Annotated in this window: 13 protein-coding genes; all 13 read right to left on the bottom strand. The window is 45.2% G+C overall.

The window, feature by feature from the left end; translation table 11 throughout:
- Positions 1–149: 149 nt before the first annotated feature.
- Positions 150–560 (bottom strand): YlbF family regulator, encoded by a 411-nt coding sequence (locus DW938_RS00385; RefSeq protein WP_022287374.1) that lies wholly within the window; start codon positions 558–560, stop codon positions 150–152.
- 36 nt (positions 561–596) lie between these two features.
- The gene (gene miaB, locus DW938_RS00380; protein ID WP_118123550.1) at positions 597–1,997 is read right to left on the bottom strand and encodes a tRNA (N6-isopentenyl adenosine(37)-C2)-methylthiotransferase MiaB; all 1,401 of its coding nucleotides are present in this window, start codon (positions 1,995–1,997) and stop codon (positions 597–599) included.
- A 143-nt stretch (positions 1,998–2,140) separates the two neighbouring features.
- The gene (locus DW938_RS00375; RefSeq protein ID WP_118123549.1) at positions 2,141–2,905 is read right to left on the bottom strand and encodes a hypothetical protein; all 765 of its coding nucleotides are present in this window, start codon (positions 2,903–2,905) and stop codon (positions 2,141–2,143) included.
- Positions 2,906–3,058: 153 nt separating this feature from the next.
- The gene (gene hisE / locus DW938_RS00370) at positions 3,059–3,397 is read right to left on the bottom strand and encodes a phosphoribosyl-ATP diphosphatase (protein WP_022287377.1); all 339 of its coding nucleotides are present in this window, start codon (positions 3,395–3,397) and stop codon (positions 3,059–3,061) included.
- Position 3,398: 1 nt separating this feature from the next.
- Positions 3,399–3,752, bottom strand: a complete 354-nt coding sequence (gene hisI, locus DW938_RS00365; RefSeq protein ID WP_117863226.1) for a phosphoribosyl-AMP cyclohydrolase — start codon at positions 3,750–3,752, stop codon at positions 3,399–3,401.
- Complete coding sequence (locus DW938_RS00360) at positions 3,752–4,129, bottom strand: SdpI family protein (RefSeq protein WP_118123548.1); 378 nt, start codon at positions 4,127–4,129, stop codon at positions 3,752–3,754. The genes hisI and DW938_RS00360 overlap by 1 nt, the downstream gene beginning before the upstream one ends.
- A 5-nt stretch (positions 4,130–4,134) precedes the next feature.
- Entirely contained in the window at positions 4,135–4,890 is a 756-nt protein-coding gene (hisF, locus tag DW938_RS00355; protein ID WP_117856588.1) for an imidazole glycerol phosphate synthase subunit HisF, read from the bottom strand.
- Position 4,891: 1 nt separating this feature from the next.
- Positions 4,892–5,506, bottom strand: a complete 615-nt coding sequence (gene hisH / locus DW938_RS00350; RefSeq protein WP_041337171.1) for an imidazole glycerol phosphate synthase subunit HisH — start codon at positions 5,504–5,506, stop codon at positions 4,892–4,894.
- The gene (gene hisB, locus DW938_RS00345) at positions 5,507–6,085 is read right to left on the bottom strand and encodes an imidazoleglycerol-phosphate dehydratase HisB (protein WP_022287382.1); all 579 of its coding nucleotides are present in this window, start codon (positions 6,083–6,085) and stop codon (positions 5,507–5,509) included.
- Between the two features lie 18 nt (positions 6,086–6,103).
- Positions 6,104–7,393, bottom strand: a complete 1,290-nt coding sequence (hisD, locus tag DW938_RS00340; RefSeq protein ID WP_022287383.1) for a histidinol dehydrogenase — start codon at positions 7,391–7,393, stop codon at positions 6,104–6,106.
- Positions 7,394–7,422: 29 nt separating this feature from the next.
- A complete protein-coding gene (gene hisG / locus DW938_RS00335) occupies positions 7,423–8,058 on the bottom strand; it encodes an ATP phosphoribosyltransferase (protein ID WP_022287384.1) in 636 nt (211 codons plus the stop codon).
- An 18-nt stretch (positions 8,059–8,076) separates the two neighbouring features.
- Entirely contained in the window at positions 8,077–9,276 is a 1,200-nt protein-coding gene (gene hisZ, locus DW938_RS00330) for an ATP phosphoribosyltransferase regulatory subunit (RefSeq protein ID WP_118123547.1), read from the bottom strand.
- A 263-nt stretch (positions 9,277–9,539) separates the two neighbouring features.
- Complete coding sequence (locus DW938_RS00325) at positions 9,540–14,018, bottom strand: PolC-type DNA polymerase III (protein WP_118123546.1); 4,479 nt, start codon at positions 14,016–14,018, stop codon at positions 9,540–9,542.
- Positions 14,019–14,020 lie beyond the last annotated feature (2 nt).

Below are 14,020 nucleotides of genomic sequence, written 5' to 3'. Positions count from 1 at the left end.
CGCACATATCCCATTATGATATTCGTTCAACACACATTGTTGCGCCATATCCCTATAGAAATTATCCGCCCCAGTCTGAAGTGGTCTTCAGATTCGGGCAGACGGGGGATAAGCTCCCCCTGACTGTTATTCGTTTTTTTGATACTGTCTTAGTGACAGCCGCCGCATGATGCGCAGCTTCCTGAACAGCTATGAGGAGCTTCCTCCGGGCAAGTCATTGGGTCTTCGCCGTTTGCAGCCATTGAGATGATATAGTTTACTGAGCCGAGAAGCTTATCCATAACTTCTTTAGCTTCGTTAAATGCGATCATCTTAGGCATAGCCATGATCTCGTCATAAAGCTCTCTGATCTGAGTGTCAAGTGCTGTCATCTTCTCGCCGTCCTTATCAGGCTTCTGCATCTCAACGCTGAGCTGTGAACGGAGCTGATTGAACTCGCCTATTTTGTTCTGTATCTCAACATCTGTATCATTGATAGAACAAGCCTCCATATATGCCTTGTATCTCTCGTCTTCCTGAATAGCCTGTCCAAGCTTTCTTGTCATTTCAATTACATCCATGGTAATTCTCCTTTAAATATTATTCAGCTTTCGCTGTTATTTATCTTCAACAAGCTCGCCTCTCAAAGCCCAGTTCATTGCCTTTGTTATGCGAACCTGAATGAATTTACCGATATATTTTTTATCCGCTTTCACCTCGACGATTATATCCTCGTCGTTCTTACCTGTGAGATAGTCAGGACCTGTTCTGCCCTCGCCTGTTGGCAGCACGGTTACAGTTCTTCCCACAAATCTTGAAAGCCACGCTGTTGACACCTCTCTCTGCTCCAAAAGCAGTTCTCTCAGCCACAGACCCTTCTGCTTATCTGAGATGTGATCCTCCATTTCGGCAGCCTTTGTGCCGCTTCGTCTTGAATACACAAAAGAATAGATATTATCGTACTTTACCTTTTTGATAAGCTCCTTAGTTTCGCAGAACTCCTCGTAAGTTTCGCCGGGGAATCCGACGATAAGGTCAGTGGTAAAGGAAAACTCAGGGTCTTTGCTTCTGGCATAGTCGATTATTTTCAGATAATCCGCCGTGGTATAGCGGCGATTCATAAGCTTTAGTATCCTGTCTGAGCCTGCCTGTACAGGAAGATGCAAATGCTTGCACACCTTTTTGCACTCAAGTATAGCGTCAATAAGCTCATGGCTTGCGTCTTTTGGGTGGCTTGACATAAATCTTATGCGGAAGTCCCCCTCTATCTTGTCAAGCTCTCTCAAAAGCTCAGGAAAACCATAACTGTATGAATTAACGTTCTGACCAAGCAGGGTTATCTCCTTGTAGCCGTTTTTCACAAGTGCTTTTACCTCTGCGATAACGGACTCAGGCTTTCTGCTGCGCTCTCTGCCTCTGACGTAAGGCACTATGCAATAGGTGCAGAAATTGTTGCAGCCATACATGATAGGCACGAACGCTCTTATCTTATCGTCACGAAGCTGCAAGAAATCCTCGTTTATGTCAACATGATTTTCTGACAGATTGAAAATCCTGTCATGCTTTGATACTATCTCCCACAGCATATTATACATATCGTTGTATGCAAAAGTTCCGAAAACAAGATCCACCTGACGATAGGTCTTTTTTATCTTCTCGGCAACGTGCTTCTGCTGAGCCATACAGCCGCAGATACCTATAATAAGCTCGGGATTGTTTTCTTTGAGATGTTTAAGGTCGCCAAGCTTGCCGAACACTTTGTCCTCGGCATTTTCTCTTACCGCACAGGTATTATACAGTATAAGCTGAGCCTCGTTCACATCGGACGTGAACTCATAGCCCACCTTTGAGAGCATACCTTTTATCTTCTCACCGTCGCTGACGTTCTGCTGACATCCGTATGAATGGATAAGGGCAAGTGGCTTGTGACCGCAAGTTCTTTCGTATTCACCAGACCATTGGAGCAGCTTCTGCGGAGCGGTTTCCTCATTTATTATTTCCGAAAAATTCTCAGTCATTGATATCCTCATTTCATTTCGTACATTCCCTTTAATTATAAATCTTTTCAGGCTTCTTGTCAAGCGTTTTGGGAGCGAAGAGCCAAACAGGTCGCTTTGCAAAACAAAAAGGGGCAGAAAACTCCGCCCCCATAGATCACATATTATCCCTGAGCTTCGCCCTGACCCTCTGTATCATTTTCTTCCTTGCAGTGGGGTTCTTCAAGTCCTCTTGGGAAAAATTCTACTGTCGGGAATGCTATCTTTTCAAACATCTCGCATGGGCTGTCACTGTTTGTGGAACACTCCTTGCCAGGTACGCAGTAATCATATACAGGCACCATTATAGGCACAGGTCTTGACAACTGAATGATAGCGAAAAGTCCGATAGTGATAAGAACGTTCTTTTCCTCACTTGGTGCAGGCTCTGCGACAAGCTTTGCGTCAAGACACATTGGCGCTGCTACGCTCACAGAAGCGCAAGGCATTGCCGCTGTGCAGCAACAGCATGAGCAGCCGCTTGTAGGCGAAGTTGTGACGATCTGGTTCGGCTCGCAGGTAGAAAATCTCTGTGTTCCTCCGTCACTGCCGAAAAGTATCACTTTCTTTGTGAAAGTCGATGTGCCGTAGACAACTGTTGGAGCTGCGCCTGCCGCTTCATATGCTTCTATCTGCGCCCTGAATGTGTAAGTAACGTCAACTGCGTAAAAGCCGTGGTTAAATGCCACCGGTGATATTGCAAAGCTTACGTCTGTCACGTCGATACAAGTGCTTTTGATATACGCCGCAGCGTTTATCACGGTCTGGTCTGCCTCGCTGAATGTAAACGCAAGATCCTCCAGACAATCCTGTGACGAGCATGAATCAAACACACGCATTGCTTCGATACACATTGCTTCCTTGAAAGGTTTGCCGTTAAAATCGCTCATAGTAAGTCCTCCTATAAATCAAATCATGGAAGTTTTTTTACTTCGCTATATTCTATTCGGCAAAAGGCTTTTGTGTGCTTAAATTTCTGAAAATCCTCTCATAAAGCAAAAAAAAGCCCTGCGCATGGAAGCAGAGCCTTTATATACTCACGATCAGGTGTTCTTGTCTACCTGATGAAATTTCTTCAGATTGCCTATTTTTTCGTTTCTCTCGTCAAGGACCTTTTCCACGTCAGACCACTCAAGTCCCTGATTTGCTGCAAGCACCATAACGTGATAGAGAAGATCGTTTATCTCGTTTTTCAGTTCGTCATTGTCACCGTTTTTAGCAGCGATAACTGTTTCTGTAGCCTCTTCGCCCACCTTTTTGCAAATCTTGTCTACGCCCTTGTCAAAAAGATAAGCTGTGTAGCTGTTCTCCTGCGCCTTGCCTGCTTCATAGTCAGCTTTACGCTGTTTTATTACCTCGAAAATTTCCTGATAAACTGTCATTTTATTCTTCCTCCGTATTATATATCTCGTTGAAAAAGCAGCTATATGAGCCTGTATGGCAGGCTGCGCCTGTCTGCTTTACGTTAAGGAGCAGGGTATCGTTATCGCAGTCCGCATAGATAGAAACTACCTTTTGCAGATGACCGCTTGTTGCACCCTTGTTCCAATATTCCTGTCTTGATCTGCTCCAATACCATGTATAGCCTGTTTCAAGCGTTTTTTTCAGGCTCTCCTTATTCATATAAGCAAGCATAAGCACAGTTTTTGTATCCACATCAAATGCGATAGCAGGTGTAAGCTCGCTTTTTACAAAGTATTTATCCAGATCGTTTATATCAACTTTTATTGGGTTCATTATTTGTCCTTTCTGTTGCCGTCTTGGTCGAAATTATCTTTGAGTGCTCGTTCTGTTGGTACTATCGTCCAGCACAAAACTACCACCTGTATCACTTCAGCTATGCACATTATCACAGTCGCATTGCCGCTGCTCATAAAGAAATATGGAACACAGACCAATGCCGAAATTATCGTCATGACCGCTCCGACCTTTACCCACAGACGTCCGCAATAATTGTGGGCAAAATCCCACGTTTCCTGATTTTTCATTGACATAGCAGTGCGATAGCCCACCAAGCTGTTGATATCTTTCGGTGTATGCTTATACATCAGATAGCCGCACAATATCATAAGCACTGGTATAAACAAAGTAAATACGATATTGAAAACAATCATTATGCTCACCTCACGATAATTCCCTTGCTCCTGCAATCGTCCTTTACCTGTCCAACTGTCAGCTCTTTGAAATGGAAAAGGCTTGCCGCAAGAGCCGCCGAGCAATCAGTTTCAAGAAAAGCGTCAGCAAAGTCTGAAAGCTTTCCTGCTCCGCCGCTTGCGATAACAGGTATCTTTACAGCACTGCACACAGCTTTCAGCATAGGCAGATCAAAGCCGCCTCTTACACCGTCTGTGTCGATAGAGTTAAGGCATATCTCACCTGCACCAAGCTGTTCGCACTTTTTCACCCAGTCGATAAGATCCATTCGCATATCCACTCTGCCGCCGTTGATGTAGACCGTCCACTTGTTGTCGCCGACCTTCTTTGCGTCAACGCCAACGCAGATGCACTGACAGCCGAAAATATCTGCGCCGTCTTTTATAAGCTGAGGATTCTGCACTGCCTGAGAGTTCACAGAAACCTTGTCTGCGCCTGCACGGAGAGTATCTCTTATATCGTCAACAGTTTTGATACCGCCTCCAACAGTGAGCGGTACAAATACCTTTTTTGCTGTTTCACGAACAACGTCAAGCATAACTCCTCTGCCCTCGTGGGAGGCTGTTATGTCATAGAAAACTATCTCGTCTGCACCCTGAAGATTGTATTCATATGCACATTCCACAGGGTCGCCGACTTCTTTTATGCCCTCAAAATTTACGCCCTTTACTACCTTTCCGTCACGCACATCAAGGCATGGTATAATTCTTTTTGCAAGCATATTATTTTACCTCCTGTGACATTTTCGCAAAGTTTTCAAGTATTTTAAGGCCGGTCTTTCCGCTCTTCTCAGGGTGAAACTGACAGCCGAAGATATATCTTCCGTCTGATACCACCGCAGGGACTTTCGAGCCGTATTCGCAGTAGGCATACAGATTTTTATTATCGCAGAAAGCCTTGTATGAGTGTACGAAATAAACATACTCGTCATCACCCAGGCCGTCAAAAAGCGGACAGTCATGGTTATACACAAGCTTGTTCCAGCCCATGTGTGGGATAACGAGGTCAGGCTCGTTTATCTTGTCAACATAGCCGCCGATAAGGCCAAGACCTTTGCATTCCTCAAACTCATAGCTTTTCTCGAAAAGAAGCTGCATTCCAAGGCATATGCCAAGGAAAGGCTTTATTTTAGCCTGCTCCTTGATAGTGTCGATAAGACCGCTAAGACCGAGCATATTCATTGCCCATGGGAACGCTCCCACGCCGGGGAGGATAATTGCGTCGGCTTTTTCGATATCTTCTTTTTTGTCTGTGAGCTTGTTCTCAAAACCAAGATAGTCCAGAGCGTTTTTTACAGAGAATATATTGCCTGCACCGTAGTCGATTATTGCTATCATTTAAAGCACTCCTTTGGTGGATAAAACTCCTGTTCCTGTTATTTTTACAGCGTCCTTCAAAGCGTGAGCCACTGCTTTGTACATTGCTTCTGCAATATGGTGGTCGTTCTTGCCGTACTCCTCACGGATATGCAGTGTTATGCCCGAGTTGAATGCAAAGGCTCTGAAAAATTCCTCCGTCAGGCAGGTGTCATACTGTCCTATCCTGTCGTCATGGAATTCAGCATTGAACGCAAGAAAAGGTCTGCCGCTTATATCCAGTGAGCAGAATGCCAGCGCTTCGTCCATTGGCACGAAAGCCGAGCCATATCTTGCAATGCCTGCTTTGTCGCCCAATGCTTCCGCAAAGGCTTTGCCCAAGCATATGCCAACGTCCTCAACTGTGTGGTGTCCGTCAACATAAAGGTCGCCTGTGCACTCAACGTCCATGTCTATTCCGCTGTGTACTCCAAGGGCTGTGAGCATATGGTCAAAGAAGCCTATGCCTGTGTTTACGCTGACCTTGCCCTCGCCGTCAAGCTTCACGAACACCTCTATATCAGTTTCCTTAGTTTTTCTTTTTATCTCCGCTGTACGCATTTTCATCACCTTTACCGCTTAAAATCTTACCTTTATTGCATTTGCGTGAGCCGTCAGACCCTCTTTTTCTGCAATAAGAACGATATCGTCCTTTGCTTCTCTGAGAGCGTCCTCGGTATAGTATGTAAAGCTTGAACGCTTCTCAAAGCTGTTTACTGACAGCGGCGAGAAGAATCTAGCTGTGCCGCTTGTTGGAAGAACGTGGTTAGGGCCTGCATAGTAGTCGCCAAGAGGCTCTGAAGCATACTGACCAAGGAATATTGAACCTGCATTATCAAGTCTGCCAAGATACTCCATAGGGTTCTCGAAAAGCACTTCAAGGTGCTCAGGAGCAAATCTGTTTGCAAGGTCGCAAGCTTCGTCCTTTGTATTGCAGATAAGGATAGCACCGTAATTTTCAAGAGAGCTTTCGATTATCTCTTTTCTTGAAAGGCTCTGCACCTGTCTGTTTATCTCTTCGATAGTTCTGTCTGCAATGCTCTCGCTTGTTGTAACAAGGATAGCGGAAGCAAGCTTGTCATGCTCAGCCTGTGACATAAGGTCAGCGGCAATGAACTTAGGGTTAGCCTTTTCGTCAGCCATAACAAGTATCTCGCTCGGGCCTGCCACCATGTCGATATCAACAACGCCATAAAGAAGCTTCTTTGCTGTTGCAACATAGATATTTCCAGGGCCTACTATCTTATCAACCTTTGGTATCTCCTCTGTGCCGTAGGCAAGGGCAGCGATAGCCTGTGCACCGCCGCTCATGAACACTCTGTCAACTCCGCAGAGAGCTGCTGCCACAAGAATATCCTTATTTGGTGTGCCGTCTTTGAGAGGAGGTGTCACCATGATTATCTCCTTAACGCCTGCTATCTTTGCAGGAACTGCATTCATAAGCACACTTGACGGATAAGCTGCTGTGCCGCCCGGAACATAAAGACCAACTCTGTTAAGTCCTCTTACCTTCTGACCGAGAATACAGCCGTTATCCTTAGCGTTTATAAAGCTCTGTGACTTCTGTCTTTGGTGAAAATCTGTGATGTTCGCAACTGCGTTGAGCATTGCGTCAACAAAGTCCTGATCTGCCTCTGTGAGAGCGTCATTTATAACATCTCTTGGAACTTCATAATACTCCGGGAGCTTGCCGTCAAACTTTTCTGTATAAGCCTTTACAGCGTTGTCGCCACCCTCTCTGACAGTTTCGATTATTTCATTAACAACGGCTGTGACCTTCTTATTTGTTTCGCCACTTCTCTTTTCAAGCTGCTTGAAAAACTCTACCTCGTCTTTGCCGTTGACAAAAATCTTCTTTATTTCAGCCATTTCAATACTGTCCTTTCCGTTTATATAAACTACTTGTCGATATTTTCTTCAACAAGCTTTACAAAATTCTCGATCTCCTGCTGGCGCATTTTCATGCTTACCATATTTACGATAAGCCTTGCAGAGATAGGGCAAACGTCCTCGATGACTTCAAGACCGTTTTCTTTAAGTGTCGTGCCTGTTTCAACGATATCAACGATACCGTCTGCAAGCTCAAGGAGCGGTGCAAGCTCAACTGAGCCTTCTATCTTGATGATGTCAACGTCCATTCCCTTTGCTTCAAAAAATCTTCTTGTGATGTTAGGGTATTTTGTTGCAACCGTCTTGACATCAAATCCGCCGTAGAACTTTGAGCCTTTCTTTGTGGCAAGTGCAAATTTACATCTGCCGAAGCCGATATCAACAAGCTCAAAGAACTTGCCCTGCATTTCCATGATAGTGTCCTTGCCAACAACGCCCATATCGCACACGCCATGCTCAACGTATGTGATAACGTCGTTTGCCTTTGCAAGCACAACTTCAAGGTTTCCGTCAGGTACAGGAAGAATAAGCTTTCTTCCCTTTTCTCTTATTGCGGTACAGTCATAGCCTATCTTTTCTAAAAGACCGACTGTATCCTTTTCAAGTCTGCCCTTTGTAAGAGCTATCCTAAGGGGTCTGTTCATTTTAACTTATCCTCCAAACTATATATCAAGCTCTGTTATCTCGCTGCCAACTGCCACAAGCTTCTTTATTCCCTTTGATTTTGCGTAAGCCTTTGTTTCATCTAGGGTGTTGAAAAGCGAGTTTTCAACTGTCAGACCCTCTCTTACGAGCGTCTGAGCATATTCCATGGCTTCCACCACGTAGCCCTTTTCGCCAAACACAACTGCGTCAGGAGTTCTGAGCTTTGGTGCGCCGCCAAGCTTTTCGATATGTCTTGCAACAGAGTCAACGCTTATGCCGAAGCCCACCGCCGGGCAATCGTTGCCGAACTCTGCTAGCAGTCTGTCATATCTTCCGCCTTTAAGCACCGACTGACCGACCTCTGAAAGATAGCCCTTGAACACAATGCCTGTATAGTAATCCGCATGGCTCACGATGCCAAGGTCAACAGATATCTTGCCCTCATAGCCAAGGCTTGAAAGTCTGGTGTAGACCTCTTTAAGGTTATAAAGTATGCCTGTTATCTTATCGTCAGTATAAATATCCGCAGCCTTGTCGAACACCTCAACACCTCCGAAAAGTCTTGGGAGCTGTCTGAGCGCGTTAGTCACCTGATTGTCGCCCACTTCGTCAAGAATATCGTTAAGTGCAGGATAGTTCTTTGCAGAGATAAGAAGTCTAATCTCCTCTCTTACTGCATCGTCAACGTCAAGCTGAGCCACAAGCTCCTTGAAATATCCGATATGACCTATCTCAAGTCTGAAATTCTCCTTATCAAAGCTTGAAAGGGCTTCAACAGCAGTGCATAGCACCTCGTAATCTGCTCTCTTGGAATTTTCTCCGCCAATAAGCTCGATACCTGCCTGAACTACCTCGTCTGAACGTCCTTTGAGCAGGGAGTTATTTTCAAAAATGCTCTGATTGTAGTATAGTCTAAGGGGAAGCTTTGCTCCCTTTAGTCTTGTGGAAGCAAGTCTTGCTATGGGTATCGTGGAATCAGGACGCATAACGATAAGTCTGCCCTTTGAATCTGTAAGCTTATAAAGGCTCTCCTGCTGGAAGTTTCTCGAGCTTCCCATAAACAGATCGTAAAACTCTATTCCCGGTGTTACCACCTCGCTGTAGCCAAAGCCCTCAAACAGCTTTGACAGCCTGTCCTCCACCATTCTTCGTGCCAGACAGCCCTCAAACAGCAGATCTCTCGTACCCTCAGGGGTTATAAGATCATATCTTTTCATACACTTTCCCTTCCTGTATATAAATTATAGATTGTACTTCTTATGTTGACGCTTGAATAAATATCCGCATAAACACACATTTAAGTGAATTGTAGGAGGACGGCGTCCTCCACGTCCCGCTTTCTATGCTGTTATGTAACGTATTCGCTTACTTTATCGTAGTAAAGTGATAGCATAGTATCAACACAAATAATTTTATCACACCCGCCCTTGTTTGTCAATAGTGTTACAAGGGCAAAGCATGAAATTGTGCATAGTAACTATCAGAACAACGATATCTGGTTAGATTTAGGCATATCGCCGAAAGCTCCGTTTTTCTCCAGAGTTTCGATAACAGATTTGGACACTCCGCTCTGCTGCTGGAACTCCTCGATAGAGATAAACTCGCCGTTCTGCGCCTTTTCGTAAATGCTTATCGCCGCAGACTCGCCCACTCCGTTAAGTGAACAGAACGGAAGCCTTATCTTGCCGTCCTCTATCTGATAGATAGTTGCGTGAGACTTTTTGATGTTTACAGGCAAAAAGTCATATCCACGGCTGAGCATTTCATTCACAAGCATGAGAATTTCAAGCACACCGCTGTCCTTGCCTGACACCTCGTCTTTTGGTTTATTCTTTATTTCTTCTATCTTGCTTCTGACGATATATTTTCCCTTGAGAGCAATCTCTGCATCAAAATCCTCGCCCTTAACCGTAAAATAAGTTGCATAGAACGCAAGCGGCTCATGGACCTTGAACCAACAAAGTCTGATAGCTGCCGTAACATATGCCGCCGCATGGGCTTTCGGGAACATATATTTTATCTTCAAACAACTGTCGATATACCACTCCGGAACGTCATGCTGACGCATATTCTCTTTCATTTCCTCTGTGAGCAGTTTCGGAGCTTTACCCTTACGGGTTATCTCCATTATCTTAAATGACAGCTTTGGCTCAACGCCATGATAAAGCAGATATGTCATGATACTGTCACGAGTACCGATAACATTTGAAATATCGCAGGTTCCGTTTTTGATAAGCTCCTGTGCGTTGCCGAGCCATACGTCAGTGCCGTGTGAAAGTCCTGATATCTGCAAAAGGTCAGAGAAGTTTTTCGGCTGACAGTCAAGAAGCATTTGTCTTACGAACGGCGTACCCATTTCAGGTATACCGAGCGTTCCCGTCTGACACATTATATCCTCCTCCGTCACTCCAAGTGACTCAGGGGAAGTGAACAGCGAATATACCGCAGGGTCAGACATGGGGCAATCCAATATATCTCGTCCTGTGAACATTTCCAGATACTTATACATTGTCGGGTTATCGTGACCAAGCTCGTCAAGCTTCAAGATAGTATCGTGGAGAGAATGGAAGTCGAAGTGGGTAGTTACCATGTCAGAGTCCACTTTTTCCGCAGGGTGCTGAACTGGTGTGAAGTCATATACCTCATAGTCGCTTGGGATAACGACCATTCCACCCGGGTGCTGAGAGGTCGTTCTCTTTATGCCGCAGCAGCCAAGCTTTAGACGCTCTATCTCGGCCTTTGGAACTGTTTTTCCACGCTCGTCAAGATATTTCATAACGTATCCGAAAGCGGTCTTTTCCTGTATCATGCCGATAGTACCGGCTTTGAACACATGGTCCTCACCGAAAAGAACTTCCGTATATTTATGCGCCTTTGCCTGATAGTCACCTGAGAAGTTAAGGTCGATATCAGGGGCTTTATCGCCGTCAAAGCCAAGGAACGTTTCAAATGGGATATCGTGTCCGTCACGGTGCATATTCTCTCCGCACACAGGACAGTTTTTCGGTGGCAGGTCAAAGCCTGAGCCTACCGAGCCGTCTGTAATGAACTCGCTGTGGTGGCAGTTAAGACAGACATAGTGTGGCACAAGAGGATTTACCTCAGAGATACCTGACATGGAGGCAACGAAGGACGAACCTACCGAGCCTCTTGAACCTACCTGATAGCCATTCTCGTTAGAGTTGGCAACAAGTTTCTGAGATATCATGTAAAGCACTGCAAATCCGTGCTTGATAATAGAGTCAAGCTCTCTTTTAAGTCTTTTGAAAACAAGGTCTGGAATGTGTCCCTCAAAATATTTTGATACGTCAACGTCCTCTCCCTCAGGAACTTCTATAGTTTCAGGGTCGCAATCACCGTAGATGGAACAGCATTTCTTCCAGCATATATACTGAAGCTGATAAACCGAGCCTTCGATAAAAGGCGTATAAGTACCGTTCGGGAACGCTTTCAGGTCAGGGTCTACCATATCAGCCACGTTGTTTGTATTCGTGACAACGACCTCAAACGCCTTTTCCTCGCCAAGATAGCTCAGCTCGTCAAGCATTTGGTTTGTGGTCTTAAGGTACAAAGGAGGCTGAGTATCGGCGTCAGGGAAGCCCATTGAAGCCTGTATCACCGACCTGAACTGTGCGTCGGTCTTGTCCATAAAATGCACGTCGCCTGTTGCGCATACGGGTATGCCCAAGTCCTCCCCAAGTTTTACAATAAAGCGGTTTATATCCTTTATATCCTCCGCTGTGTGGATCCTGTCATAAGGAGGCTTTTCGGTGGTGAGCATAAATTTGTTGTTTCCGTCAGGCTGTATCTCCAGATAGTCGTAAAAGCTTGCTATCTGCTTGATCTCCTCATAGTTTCTGCCCTCTAGATAAGCCTGAATGACCTCGCCACGCTCGCAGGCACTACCGAGGATAAGACCCTCACGATGTCTTACAAGCTCAGATTTTGGTATTCTCGGACGTCTTTTGAAATATTTAAGATTGGAGTCTGATATAAGCCTATACAGATTTTTCAGACCCGTGTTATTTCTTACGATAATAATTTGGTGATAAGTCGGCTTTGCAAGCACCTGATTTTCATTTGCAAGCAAGCTGTTGAGCATATCCACTGTTATAAGAATCAGAGGATACTGCTCCATGAGCATTTTCGACAGACTTATGAATATCCCTGCAAGCACCTCTGCGTCATCACAGCCACGGTGGTGCTGAAAATCCCCAAGTCCGAAATGCTCCGCCACATAGTTGAGTTTATGCTTTTCAAGCTCCGGAAGCATTATCTGCGACATTGGCACAGTGTCTATAGAAGAATATTTTATCTCAATGCCCTGTCTTTTTGCACAGGCGGATATAAAGCCCGTATCGAACTGAGAATTGTGCGCCACAAGAACAGGGTCGTCACCGATAAACTCCTTGAATTTAAGGAGAGCTTCCCTTTCGCTTGCACCGTCCTTTACCATATCGTCAGTGATGTGGGTGAGGTTTGAGATAAACTCAGGGATAGGTCTTTCAGGGTTCACGAAAATATCGAGCTTGTCCACAACTTCAAGATCTCTCAGCTTGACAGCGCCTATCTCGATGATCCTATCTTCATTAGGATTTGTACCCGTAGTTTCAAGGTCAAAGCAGATTATCTCGTCTGTAAGCTCACGCTTGTCCGTTCCACGGAATATCTTTTCGTCATTATTGACCTCGTATGACTCTATGCCGTAAAGCACCTTGAAGTCACCGCCGCCCTTGCGTATGCCGATACAGGTATTTCCAGCGTCAGGATAGCCCTGAACAACACCATGGTCTGTTATGGCAAGTGCTTTGTGTCCCCACGAATAGGCTCTTTCCACAAGCTTGCCCGCAGGAGTAAGAGCGTCCATCATAGACATATTGGTATGGCAATGAAGCTCCACACGCTTATGCTCGCAGGTATCCTTTTCCTTTTCACGCTTTACGACCATAATGCTGTCAGGCTTGATGTTTATAGAGTGGTCAAAATCGTCTTCCTCTATCTCACCTGCCACAAGTATGGTCTTGCCTGCCTTAAGGTGTTCCAGCATTGCCTCAAGCACTGCCCTTTTCAAGCCTTTCATGTTTCTGAAATTCTTGTTTGAGCCTATGAACTTTATAGAGTTTGAGGAAGTATAGTCGGTAAAATTCAGGTGTGCTATAAGCATACCCGACTTTGTTTCCTTTGTTTCCACAGGTCCGAAAATATCGCCCCAGACTACCACACGTCCACGGTAATCCGCAGGGATATCTTTCATCTGCATCACCTGCTCGTTTCCTGATATTGGCGCACCCATAAGCACAAGAGCGTCATCGCACAGAAGCGAGAACCTTGTGAAGTCTACATTTGCAGTTCGGAAATCCACAGAAGCACCGCTTGCAGTATTAGTGGTAACAGCCGCCTTTTTCTCAGGCTGTGCAGGGTCTATTTTCGGCACAGGGAGGGAGTTCAAAAACTCCTCCTGCTCACGCTGATGCTCTTCCATATCAGTTTCAAGCACACCTGTGAGCCTTATATCCGCCCTTACGGAAAAAAGCTCCATGGTGAGCGCAGGAAAAGCCGTTTCTATGCCCGCCTTTTTCAGCAACGCTTCGCCTCCGTGTTTTATATCCACGGTGAAAATGCCGTTTTCATAAACAGCCTCAGCGTTGTCAAAAAAGCCGTTCACAAGAGGAAATCTGCTTTTAAGAAACTTGCAAAGCTCAGGAAAATACTCCGCACAAAGCATATCAGGGGTATATTTGAGCTGCAAAATAAACTTTCCTGCTCCGAGAGCCGCCCTCATTTTCATTTCAAATTCCACTGTGCTGTCAAAAGGCACCAGCTTGTCAAAAGCCGCCTGACAGGTAAAAGTGCCGTTTTCTTCGTTATAGCCCAGCCTTAATATCCTGCCCTTTTCTATCACAGAGGGTATAAGCTCCTTATAGTTCTCAAAGAAGCTTTCAATGGTGTATGTATTCATTT

The organism is Ruminococcus sp. AM43-6 (genome assembly GCF_003461785.1).
GTDB lineage: Bacteria > Bacillota > Clostridia > Oscillospirales > Ruminococcaceae > Hominimerdicola > Hominimerdicola aceti.
This window is presented reverse-complemented; position numbering and strand designations above follow the sequence as displayed.

What these genes read in the sequence shown, in the direction of transcription:
- hisF (WP_117856588.1), bottom strand. Translation starts at nt 4,890, where the DNA reads ATGCTTGCAAAAAGAATTATACCATGCCTTGATGTGCGTGACGGAAAG.
- hisE (WP_022287377.1), bottom strand. Translation starts at nt 3,397, where the DNA reads ATGACAGTTTATCAGGAAATTTTCGAGGTAATAAAACAGCGTAAAGCT.
- miaB (WP_118123550.1), bottom strand. Translation starts at nt 1,997, where the DNA reads ATGACTGAGAATTTTTCGGAAATAATAAATGAGGAAACCGCTCCGCAG.
- hisI (WP_117863226.1), bottom strand. Translation starts at nt 3,752, where the DNA reads ATGAACCCAATAAAAGTTGATATAAACGATCTGGATAAATACTTTGTA.
- DW938_RS00325 (WP_118123546.1), bottom strand. Translation starts at nt 14,018, where the DNA reads ATGAATACATACACCATTGAAAGCTTCTTTGAGAACTATAAGGAGCTT.
- DW938_RS00385 (WP_022287374.1), bottom strand. Translation starts at nt 560, where the DNA reads ATGGATGTAATTGAAATGACAAGAAAGCTTGGACAGGCTATTCAGGAA.
- DW938_RS00375 (WP_118123549.1), bottom strand. Translation starts at nt 2,905, where the DNA reads ATGAGCGATTTTAACGGCAAACCTTTCAAGGAAGCAATGTGTATCGAA.
- hisG (WP_022287384.1), bottom strand. Translation starts at nt 8,058, where the DNA reads ATGAACAGACCCCTTAGGATAGCTCTTACAAAGGGCAGACTTGAAAAG.
- hisD (WP_022287383.1), bottom strand. Translation starts at nt 7,393, where the DNA reads ATGGCTGAAATAAAGAAGATTTTTGTCAACGGCAAAGACGAGGTAGAG.
- hisH (WP_041337171.1), bottom strand. Translation starts at nt 5,506, where the DNA reads ATGATAGCAATAATCGACTACGGTGCAGGCAATATATTCTCTGTAAAA.
- hisB (WP_022287382.1), bottom strand. Translation starts at nt 6,085, where the DNA reads ATGCGTACAGCGGAGATAAAAAGAAAAACTAAGGAAACTGATATAGAG.
- hisZ (WP_118123547.1), bottom strand. Translation starts at nt 9,276, where the DNA reads ATGAAAAGATATGATCTTATAACCCCTGAGGGTACGAGAGATCTGCTG.
- DW938_RS00360 (WP_118123548.1), bottom strand. Translation starts at nt 4,129, where the DNA reads ATGATTGTTTTCAATATCGTATTTACTTTGTTTATACCAGTGCTTATG.